We start from the raw sequence: 8,454 nt of genomic DNA, 5'->3' as shown, positions 1-8,454 counted from the left end.
GGTGACCGCCGTGAGCCGGCGGGACAGCTGCTCGGAGTCGCCGCCGAACCGCCACAGCACCACGAACAGGATGCAGCCGAGGATGAAGCACAGGATCGCGGTCCACACGTTGATGCGCAGGCCGAGGCCGCAGGCAAGAAGAACAATCAGTGAACAACCGCGACGGGCGGCGACATGATCGCCCTGCTCGTCGCTCAGACTCCATAGAATGACAACCATGACTATTCAAATCGCACCCAGCATCCTGTCCGCCGATTTCTGCAATCTCGAGCGCGACCTCAAGGCCATCTCCAACGCCGATCTCGTTCACGTCGATGTGATGGATCACCATTTCGTGCCGAACCTGACCCTGGGCGAGCCGATCGTCGGCCGCATCTGCCAGGTCACCGATCTGCCGGTCGACGTGCATCTGATGATCGAGGACCCGGACCGCTGGGCCCCCGAATACGCCAAGCTCGGCGCCGCCTCCGTCTCCTTCCACATGGGCGCCACCCATGCGCCGGTGAGGCTCGCCCGCCAGCTGCGCGACATGGGCTGCAAGGCCTGCTTCGCCGTGCGCCCGGCCGAACCGGTCGAACCGATCTTCGACATCCTCGACGAGTTCGACATGATCCTCATCATGACCGTCGAGCCCGGCTTCGGCGGCCAGAAGTTCCTCGACAACCAGATGGCCAAGGTCCGTCGCCTGCGTGACGAGATCACCCGCCGCGGCCTCAAGACCAAGATCCAGGTGGACGGCGGCGTGAGCCCGAAGACCGCGCACATCGTGGCCGAGGCGGGCGCCGACGTGCTCGTGGCCGGTTCCGCAGTGTACGGCGCCGAAAGCCCGGCCCAGGCCATCGACGACATCCGCGCCAAGGCCGAGGCCGCGTTCCGCGCCTGATCCGGCACTAGCCGAAAGGAATCCACAGACATGAAGACTTTCGAATCGCTGTTCGCCGAGCTGAGCGAGAAGGCCGCGACCAAGCCGGCCGGCTCCCTGACCGTCGACGAGCTGAACAAGGGCACCCACTTCATCGGCAAGAAGATCGTCGAGGAGGCGGGGGAGACCTGGATCGCCGCCGAATACGAAGGCGCCGACCGCACCGCCGAGGAGATGAGCCAGCTCATCTATCACCTGCAGGTCATGATGATCGACCGCGGCATCACGCTCGAGGACGTCTACAAGCACCTGTGAGCATCATCCGCCCGGCCGGGTGGAACGCGTCCAGCGCGCCCCGCCCGGCCGGGCATTCATAAGGGAGGAAACCGATGTTACGTATCGCCGTGCCCAACAAGGGCATGCTGTCCGAACCCGCATGGAACATGCTGGCCGAGGCGGGCTACCGCCTGCGCTCCAATCCGCGCCAGCTCGTCGTCGAGGATCCGGACAACGACATCGAACTGTTCTATCTGCGTCCGCTCGACATCGCCGTTTACGTGGGCCGCGGCACCATCGACGTCGGCATCACCGGCCACGATCTGCTGCTGAATTCGGGCACCGAGGCGAAGGAGCACATGCAGCTCGGCTTCGGCGCGTCCACGTTCCGCTTCGCGGCCCCCAACGAGTCCCCGATCAGCACGCTCGAGGACATCCAAGGCAAGCGCGTCGCCACCTCCTTCGACAAGCTGGTGCACGACTATCTGGTCGAGCACGGCATCGAGGCGGAGACCATCCATCTGGACGGCGCCGTCGAATCGTCCGTGCAGCTCGGCGTGGCCGACCTGATCGCCGACGTGGTGTCCACCGGCACCACGCTGCGCAACGCCGGCCTGCGCATCTTCGCCGACCCGATCCTGCATTCCGAGGCCGTGCTGATCCGTTCCCCGCGCCTCGACGAGCAGGACGAACGCCTCATCAAGTTCTCCCGTCGTCTCCAGGGCGTGCTCACCGCCCAGCGTTACGTGCTCATGGACTACGACATCCCCGTGTCCAAGGTGGCGGCCGCCGTGGCGGTGACCCCGGGCTTCGAGAGCCCGACGATCTCCCCGTTGCACGACAAGCAGTGGAACGCGGTGCGCGTCATGGTGCCCAAGGCCAAGGTCAACCAGCTCATGGACCAGCTGTACGAGGTCGGCGCGCGCGGCATCATCGTCACCGCGCTGCAGGCCTCGAGAATGTAGCGTCGCCCGTCGTATGAAGATCAACGAGAGGTTCAGGAAAAAATACAGTCCGGAGGCGCGTGACATCTTCTTCACCGTCCCGAATCTGATCAGCCTGCTGAGGATCATCTCGATCCCGATCATCGCCGTGCTGGTGTCCCGGCACCGGATGATCGAAGCGCTTGCCGTGCTTGCCGTCTCCTCCGTCTCCGATGGGGTGGACGGCATCCTGGCGCGTCTGCTCAACCAGGTCAGCAAGGTCGGGCAGATCCTCGATCCCATCGCGGACAGGCTTCTGATCTTCTGCAGCATCCTCGCGCTCGGCGTGGCCGGCATCATCCCATGGTGGATGCTTATCATCGTCGGTCTGCGCGACCTGCTCATGGGGCTTGAAGTGCTGATGCTCGCCCAGTACGACTACGGTCCGCTGCCGGTGAACTTCGTCGGCAAGTCGGGCACGGCGATGCTGATGATCTCGATCACCGCGCTGATCTTCTGCGACATCTGGAACAATCCGCTGGTCGACCTGCTGCATCTGGCCGCCCTGGCCGCCGGCATCTGGGGTGTCGGCCTGTACTGGCTGGCCGGCGGCATCTATCTGCGGCAGGGATTCGAACTGATCCGCGAGGCACGATGAGCGGCGCGGACGGCATCGCCGGCAACGGCGGCGTGTTCGATGTCGCGGACGCTGCCCCGTCGTTCCCCGTCGCCCCCGAATCGGCGACGGTCCGGCGCAGGGCCGCGTTCTCCTCGTCGTTCGCCGGACTCGACTCGCATCACGCCTCGCTCGCCGCGGCCGGAGGCCATGCCTCACGCCGTCGGCGCAGGTCGAACGACGATTCGCTGCGGCTGATCGACGATCTGACGAACCGTCCGATGGATCCGTTGTTCTCGGACTCGCGTCTTGCGCAGCGCCACGTTTCGGCATGGGAGCGGTGGGCGACGCGTGTCGTCGTGTTCGTGATCTGCATCGCCGTGGGACTGTACGGCAGCGCGTTCGTACAGCAGCTGCACACCGACCCTCGCAAGACCGTCCGGCAGAACTGGGCCAGCGAGCTCGAGGCGATCAACACGCAGTTCGACAAGCTGACCGCCGAGGTCGGCAGCCTGCAGGCGCAGGTGACCGACCAATCGAACAAGCTCGGCGACGTCGGACGTACCGGCACGATGGTGCAGGACGAGATGATGACCGGCGCGGTGCCGGTCAAGGGAGAGGGCATCACGCTCACGCTAGCCAATCCGATCGCCGCGGACGGCAACGACGACGGCACCTACCATCGCGACAATACGAGCAGCCAGGTCAAGGTCGTCACCGACGCCGATCTGCAGATGCTCGTCTCACTGCTGTGGCAATCGGGGGCGGAGGCCATGGCGATCAACGGATACCGGCTCGGCGTGCAGACGTCGATCCGCACCGCAGGCCAAACGATCATGATCGGCGTCAACCCGGTGCAAAGCCCCTATACGATCGCGGCGATCGGCGACCGGGACACGCTGGCCGATGTGGTGGGATCGAAAAGCCAGCCCGCTTTATACGCGTCGTTCGCGGCGGCCGGCATCTATCCGCAGGTGTCGAAATCGAAATCCATTACACTGGAGGCGGCGGCAAGCGGCAACCTGTCTTACGCCGGAAAGGACGAATAGCATGGCGGCGGTTTTGGGATTGATCATCGGCGTGGTCGTGGGCCTGTTCGTCAAGCCGGCCATTCCCGTCATGCTGCAGCCGTACCTGCCGATCATGGTGGTCGCCGCACTTGACGCGCTGCTGGGAGCGGCGCGTGCCTATTTCGAACGCAGCTTCTCCGACAAGGTGTTCGTGATCTCGTTCTTCTCCAACGTCATCACCGCGACGCTGCTCGTCTTCCTCGGCAACCAGCTGGGCGTCGGCTCCCAGTTGCAGACGGCGGTCATCGTCGTGCTAGGCATCCGTATCTTCTCGAACGTGTCCGCCATCCGCCGCTTCATCTTCAAGGGGTGAGCCATGGCCCGACGCAGACAGCCGCAGGACGTGCTGACCAAGATGCACATCCAGCACGCGCAGGACAAGGCCAACGACTCGACCGATACCGGCTCGTTCCCCGTCGTACGCAAACGCAGGAGCCGGAAGCGTTCGCTCAATGCGAACGCGACGCGCATGAGACTGCTCACCAGCGCGCTCATCACGGTGATGTGCGCGTTGCTCGCGTTCGGGTACATGGTGCAGATCAACACGAAATCCAACTACGAGACGATGAGCGAGGACGAGCTGGTCAGCCTCATCAGCCAGACAAGCACGCAGGTGCAGAACCTCGAGCAGCGCAAAAGCGAGCTGACCAGTCAGCTCGACTCGCTGCAGGCCACCGCCGACAAGCAGGCGGCCGCCGAGAAGATCGCCAAGCAGAACGAGGAGACGAACGGCATCCTGTCGGGGCGTCTGCCCGCAAAGGGCCAGGGCGTAGTCATCCGCATCACGCGCGGATCGAAGGCCGACGTCGACGCGTCGACCATGTTCACGCTGCTGGAGGAGCTTCGCAACGCCGGCGCCGAGGTGATCGCCATCAATTCCGTTCGTGTGATCACCAGCACCTATATCAGCGACACGGACGAGGGCCTGGTGTGCGACGGCGTGGCGTTGGACACGCCGTATACGATCAAGGCGATCGGCGATCCGCAGGCGTTGGCCAATGCAGTGAACATCGCCGGCGGCGTGGGCTCGAGGCTCAAGGTCAAGTTCGGGGCCAACGTCACCGTGACCACGGAAACCACGGTGCGCATCACCGAGGTGCGTGAGCCGCAGCAGTACCAGTACGCGCAGACCGTGGAATGACGAACCTGTTGCTGTTCGCCCCGTATTTCGTCGGTCCGGGTTCCGCGGAGGGTGTGCCGAACGAAACGAACGCCGGACGGCCTTGCTAGAATGTGTAGTTATGACTGATCCGATTCCAAGCGCGGGCGAAACGACCATCATCGGCCTGCCCGCCATCACCATTCCGATTACCACCACCGGGGACCGCCCGCTGACGCAGGAGGATCTCGACACGATCGCCCGCCTGTCCGAAGGTACGGCGCTGCTGATTTCGACCAGGGGAGCGGTATCCGGCTCCCGTTACCTGCTTGACGAGGACGAGATCACCGTCGGACGCGATCCGCGGGCCGACATTCTGCTCGACGATTCGACCGTGTCCCGTTCGCATGCCGTGTTCCGCCGCGTGGGCAACGTGTTCCAGGTCGTCGACGCAGGTAGCCTGAACGGCACGTATGTGAACCGGCAGCGCGTGGACAGCGCGACGCTGCGCAACGGTGACGAGATCATGATCGGCAAGTTCCGTCTCGTGTTCTTCACCAAGTCCGCGGTCATTTCCTGACCGTTGTTCCGCGTTCCGCGCGCGCTGTTGCGGGGGCGGCGTGGGCGCGGACGAACCGTTCGATATTGGGGGAGCGATGGCCGCTGACATGCTGGCAACGGATGCGCGTCTGCGCGTCGTGTCCACACCGTCCGACCGTGGGACGTCGATCCCCGATGCGGCGACCGGCGCGGATCTGGCGGTGCAGGGGGAGTTGTTCCCCTCCGATGACCCGCAGAACGCCAAACGCGGCTATCGTGGCACCGTGGCGTCGAAGGTCGCCGGCATCACATACCGGCAGCTGGATTACTGGGCGCGCAAGCAGATCGTCGAACCGTCGATCACGCCGTCCCACGGCTCGGGGTCGCGCCGCCTGTACTCGTTCAAGGACGTGGTGATCCTCGCCGTATCCAAGAAACTGCTGGACGCCGGCGTGAACCTGCAGAACGTGACCGCGGCGATCGGCTTTCTGTCGCAACGCAGCGTTTCCCGTCTGGAGAACGTCACCATCATGTGCGACGGACAGAACGTGCACGAGTGCACGACCAGCGAGCAGATGCTCGACCTGCTGCAAAGCGGCAAGGCCGTGTTCGCCATTTCGGTCGGTTCGCTCTGGCATCAGATCGATGCCGCGCTCGAACATGAGGATTACGTCGATCTCGAGTCCATGCCCCCGGCCTCGACCAGCGCCGTACGTCCGATCGACGAACTGACGGCCATGCGGATGCGCAGGAAGATCGCCCTGCAGCGCGCCCCGCGGGCCGAACAGGCCGAACGGAGCATGGACGTCTGAAGGAGGATGCATGACGGACCTGATGCCGATGCTGCTATGGGTGCTGTCCATATTGTGGTCCGGGGGAGTCTGCACGATCACGGCGGTCCGGGGCCGTTTTCTGTCCGGCGAACGTCATCCCGAAGTGGAGCCCGTCAGCTGGAACGTCGTCTATGCGCAGGTCGCGTCCGTAGTGCTGGTCGCGGTGCCGTTCATAACGCTCATCCTCACGCAGCATGATATCGATCCCGGCATGATGGCGTTCTACGAACGCTTTCTGATCGCCGGCGCCATAGTCGGCGTGGCGATGATCGTGCTGGAATGGGCGCTGATGTTCATGCAGGCCAAACGTGCGGAACGCACGCAGATGGACCGCGTGCTGCGATCCGGCGCACACCGTTGAACGCAAACGCATAAGGCCAACCCATAAAGCCGCTGCTCAAAACCCTCTCAGAGAACTCCGCAGGTGTTACAGGGGAGCCGGCCGGTTATGTTAAGCGTGCGCAACACGCCACATAACCGGCCGGCGTTATGTCAGATTACTGTGTAATCTGACATAACGTACATTATCGGTTAATTATGGGTGATGCTGAGGCGCTGTGAAAACGTCTCATCATCACACCCTGATTACCTACCCGCGATCAACCGATACCGACGTCGTCTCCGTCATCGGCTTGCCCACGCGATGGCCCAATCCTGTGCGTCGCCCAGATCCGGCGACGCGTGATGCATGACGATATTGACACCGACGCGTTCGCCTTCCGCATCCTCGGGAACGCGATCGACGGGCATGATCACGGTGGCGATGAACGGCAGGCCGGGTGCGATGCGCACGATGCGCGCCTCCACGCCTGCGGGCATGCCGATCAGACGCTCGGTGTGGTCGAACGGGTTGTCGTTGTCTTCGATGAAGCTGATCATCGTCGTTCCTTTCGTGTCCGGGTCGATGTTATTCGATGTCCAAGGGCGGGCCAAGGCAAAGAGCAATCATCTTACCGAAGTTCTTGACACCGGTGAATCATGAATGAACCGATGCGCACATCATGCACACAACCGGGCAACCCCTTGTCTTGGCATGTCTTTGCATGTCGAATATGCCGAGGCGTTGCGAATGCGGAAGACGATGATGACAGGCATGCGAACAACCGGGTACGGACCGGTCAGCCGAAGTACTCCTCGACCGCGCCGGACAGTTCGTCGACCCGGTCGATGATCCGGTATACGCCGTGCTCCTTGAGCTCGCCGGGTTCCGCATAGCCCCAGCCGCAGCCGAGGCAGTCGAGCCCGCATGCGGTGGCGCCGTCGGCGTCGGTCCAGCGGTCGCCGACCATAAGCGCCTTGTCCCCCGCCTTCTCGTCGAATCCGATCCGGTCGAACGCGTAACGGATCACCTGGTCCTTGTCGAGTCGGGAGCTGTCGCGGCTCGCACCGTACACGCCGTCGACCATATCGGTCAGATGGAAGTGGTCGCAGATCGGCACGGCCTGGTATTCGGGCTTGCAGGTGGCCACGGCAAGGTAGAAGCCGGCCTCGCGCAACGCGGCGAGCTGTTCGGGGATGCCGTCGTAGAGGCGGTTGTAGAACCGTCCCGGCACCAGATGTCCGGGATCGTTCGGATCGTCGAACACGTTCTCGTCCGCATAGTATTTGCGGTAGATGGCCACGGCCTCGTCGAGACGGTCCGCGGGCACCCCGTTGCGGACCATCGACTCCTGAATGGCCGGGCCAATGAAGCGATGGAGTTCGGCGTCGTCGGGCACCGGCATGCCGAGCGCCTCGAACGCCTTGACGACGGATGCGATGATGCCGAAGTGCGATTGGGTGAGCGTGCCGTCGAGATCAAGCAATACGACGCGCATGGGATGCTGGGTCATGTCCTCTCCCCTGTCTTGCCAACGTGAACAACGTGGATGGCGAATCAAAAACGATACAAGTATGCCCGATCGATTCGACCGGGCATGAGTTCATGTGTCGTTCAGATTGCATCCGGCAAGACGCAACGTACGGACGTCACTCGTAGTCGGGGATCCATCCGTCGCGGTGCATCTGCAGTCGTTTGTCGAGCAGGGCCTTGAGCTCCTCCTCGCTGCGGCGTTCGAGCAGCATGTCCCAATGCGTACGGGTCGGCTTGGCGATCTCGTCGGCCTCCTGGTCGTTTTCGCCTTCGCGGTGCGCGACGGCGCCGCAACGGCACTCCCATTCGTCGGGGATCTCCGCGCCCTCCGCGAACGGCAGGATCGTGCGGTGACCCTTCGGACAGATGTATGCCACGTCCGA

The 8,454-nt window shown here is 63.5% G+C and carries 13 protein-coding genes and 1 pseudogene; 10 read left to right on the top strand and 4 right to left on the bottom strand.

Annotation, left to right across the window (positions count from 1 at the left end; translation table 11 throughout):
- A pseudogene (locus JS533_RS13020) lies at positions 1-126 on the bottom strand (prolipoprotein diacylglyceryl transferase); the annotation flags it as partial.
- 91 nt (positions 127-217) lie between these two features.
- On the opposite strand from JS533_RS13020, the gene rpe reads away from it, so the two are divergent.
- The 10 genes from rpe (at position 218) to JS533_RS12970 (ending at position 6,580) form a co-directional block, all read left to right on the top strand.
- Positions 218-883, top strand: coding sequence for a ribulose-phosphate 3-epimerase (rpe, locus tag JS533_RS13015; RefSeq protein ID WP_241515177.1), 666 nt, complete (start codon positions 218-220; stop codon positions 881-883).
- A gap of 30 nt (positions 884-913) precedes the next feature.
- Positions 914-1,177: a phosphoribosyl-ATP diphosphatase gene (locus JS533_RS13010; RefSeq protein ID WP_241515175.1), complete on the top strand. Its 264-nt coding sequence runs from the start codon at positions 914-916 to the stop codon at positions 1,175-1,177.
- A gap of 74 nt (positions 1,178-1,251) precedes the next feature.
- The gene (hisG, locus tag JS533_RS13005) at positions 1,252-2,103 is read left to right on the top strand and encodes an ATP phosphoribosyltransferase (RefSeq protein ID WP_241515173.1); all 852 of its coding nucleotides are present in this window, start codon (positions 1,252-1,254) and stop codon (positions 2,101-2,103) included.
- Positions 2,104-2,116: 13 nt separating this feature from the next.
- Positions 2,117-2,719: a CDP-alcohol phosphatidyltransferase family protein gene (locus JS533_RS13000; protein WP_241515171.1), complete on the top strand. Its 603-nt coding sequence runs from the start codon at positions 2,117-2,119 to the stop codon at positions 2,717-2,719.
- Positions 2,716-3,726: a DUF881 domain-containing protein gene (locus tag JS533_RS12995; RefSeq protein ID WP_241515169.1), complete on the top strand. Its 1,011-nt coding sequence runs from the start codon at positions 2,716-2,718 to the stop codon at positions 3,724-3,726. The genes JS533_RS13000 and JS533_RS12995 overlap by 4 nt, the downstream gene beginning before the upstream one ends.
- Position 3,727: 1 nt before the next feature.
- The gene (locus JS533_RS12990) at positions 3,728-4,060 is read left to right on the top strand and encodes a small basic family protein (protein ID WP_033493680.1); all 333 of its coding nucleotides are present in this window, start codon (positions 3,728-3,730) and stop codon (positions 4,058-4,060) included.
- Between the two features lie 3 nt (positions 4,061-4,063).
- Positions 4,064-4,888 (top strand): DUF881 domain-containing protein, encoded by an 825-nt coding sequence (locus JS533_RS12985; RefSeq protein WP_241515168.1) that lies wholly within the window; start codon positions 4,064-4,066, stop codon positions 4,886-4,888.
- A 100-nt stretch (positions 4,889-4,988) separates the two neighbouring features.
- Entirely contained in the window at positions 4,989-5,426 is a 438-nt protein-coding gene (locus JS533_RS12980; protein WP_219058606.1) for an FHA domain-containing protein, read from the top strand.
- An 88-nt stretch (positions 5,427-5,514) separates the two neighbouring features.
- Entirely contained in the window at positions 5,515-6,198 is a 684-nt protein-coding gene (locus JS533_RS12975; protein ID WP_241515165.1) for a MerR family transcriptional regulator, read from the top strand.
- A gap of 10 nt (positions 6,199-6,208) precedes the next feature.
- Complete coding sequence (locus tag JS533_RS12970) at positions 6,209-6,580, top strand: C4-dicarboxylate ABC transporter (protein WP_241515164.1); 372 nt, start codon at positions 6,209-6,211, stop codon at positions 6,578-6,580.
- Positions 6,581-6,843: 263 nt separating this feature from the next.
- Here the strand turns inward: JS533_RS12970 and JS533_RS12965 are convergent, their stop codons facing one another.
- From JS533_RS12965 to JS533_RS12955, 3 genes are all read right to left on the bottom strand, one after another.
- Complete coding sequence (locus JS533_RS12965; RefSeq protein ID WP_241515162.1) at positions 6,844-7,098, bottom strand: hypothetical protein; 255 nt, start codon at positions 7,096-7,098, stop codon at positions 6,844-6,846.
- Between the two features lie 239 nt (positions 7,099-7,337).
- The gene (locus tag JS533_RS12960; RefSeq protein ID WP_241515160.1) at positions 7,338-8,051 is read right to left on the bottom strand and encodes an HAD hydrolase-like protein; all 714 of its coding nucleotides are present in this window, start codon (positions 8,049-8,051) and stop codon (positions 7,338-7,340) included.
- Between the two features lie 136 nt (positions 8,052-8,187).
- A partial coding sequence (locus JS533_RS12955) for an RNA polymerase-binding protein RbpA (RefSeq protein WP_241515159.1) occupies positions 8,188-8,454 on the bottom strand: 267 nt, incomplete at its 5' end.

Origin of the sequence: Bifidobacterium amazonense, from assembly GCF_018555435.2 — a bacterium.
Lineage (GTDB): Bacteria > Actinomycetota > Actinomycetes > Actinomycetales > Bifidobacteriaceae > Bifidobacterium > Bifidobacterium amazonense.
The sequence above is the reverse complement of the archived record's forward strand: the minus strand, read 5'-3'. Positions and strand labels throughout refer to the sequence as shown.

Coding starts and splice junctions, on each gene's coding strand:
- JS533_RS12995 (WP_241515169.1), top strand. CDS start 2,716: ATGAGCGGCGCGGACGGCATCGCCGGCAACGGCGGCGTGTTCGATGTC.
- JS533_RS12965 (WP_241515162.1), bottom strand. CDS start 7,098: ATGATCAGCTTCATCGAAGACAACGACAACCCGTTCGACCACACCGAG.
- JS533_RS12960 (WP_241515160.1), bottom strand. CDS start 8,051: ATGACCCAGCATCCCATGCGCGTCGTATTGCTTGATCTCGACGGCACG.
- JS533_RS13000 (WP_241515171.1), top strand. CDS start 2,117: ATGAAGATCAACGAGAGGTTCAGGAAAAAATACAGTCCGGAGGCGCGT.
- JS533_RS12980 (WP_219058606.1), top strand. CDS start 4,989: ATGACTGATCCGATTCCAAGCGCGGGCGAAACGACCATCATCGGCCTG.
- JS533_RS12985 (WP_241515168.1), top strand. CDS start 4,064: ATGGCCCGACGCAGACAGCCGCAGGACGTGCTGACCAAGATGCACATC.
- rpe (WP_241515177.1), top strand. CDS start 218: ATGACTATTCAAATCGCACCCAGCATCCTGTCCGCCGATTTCTGCAAT.
- JS533_RS12975 (WP_241515165.1), top strand. CDS start 5,515: ATGCTGGCAACGGATGCGCGTCTGCGCGTCGTGTCCACACCGTCCGAC.
- hisG (WP_241515173.1), top strand. CDS start 1,252: ATGTTACGTATCGCCGTGCCCAACAAGGGCATGCTGTCCGAACCCGCA.
- JS533_RS13010 (WP_241515175.1), top strand. CDS start 914: ATGAAGACTTTCGAATCGCTGTTCGCCGAGCTGAGCGAGAAGGCCGCG.
- JS533_RS12990 (WP_033493680.1), top strand. CDS start 3,728: ATGGCGGCGGTTTTGGGATTGATCATCGGCGTGGTCGTGGGCCTGTTC.
- JS533_RS12970 (WP_241515164.1), top strand. CDS start 6,209: ATGACGGACCTGATGCCGATGCTGCTATGGGTGCTGTCCATATTGTGG.